The 300-nt window shown below is 44.7% G+C and carries 1 tRNA gene; it reads left to right on the top strand.

Going from position 1 to position 300, the window contains the following annotated elements:
* Positions 1-116 precede the first annotated feature (116 nt).
* Positions 117-192, top strand: a tRNA-Glu gene (locus BEI65_RS13035).
* Positions 193-300 lie beyond the last annotated feature (108 nt).

Here is a 300-nt window from a genome sequence, read left to right as displayed (position 1 = left end):
CACACAGATTGTCTGATGAAAAAGTAATGAGCAAAAGCGCTACCTGTTGATGTAATGAGTCTCTGACTCATGCTGATACGAACCGATTAAGACGTTCAGTTTAATCGGATTTTCGTGTCCCCATCGTCTAGAGGCCTAGGACACTGCCCTTTCACGGCTGTAACAGGGGTTCGAATCCCCTTGGGGACGCCATCCGATAATGAGTGAAAGACATTATCACCGGTTCTTGCCGAACCGAAAACATCTTAAAGATGACTCTACCGAGTCGTGTTTAAGATATTGCTCTTTAACAATCTGGAA

The organism is Serratia sp. BW106, from assembly GCF_002607755.1.
Taxonomy (GTDB): domain Bacteria; phylum Pseudomonadota; class Gammaproteobacteria; order Enterobacterales; family Enterobacteriaceae; genus Serratia; species Serratia proteamaculans.
Note: the sequence above shows the minus strand (reverse complement) of the source record. Positions and strands in the feature narration are given on the sequence as shown.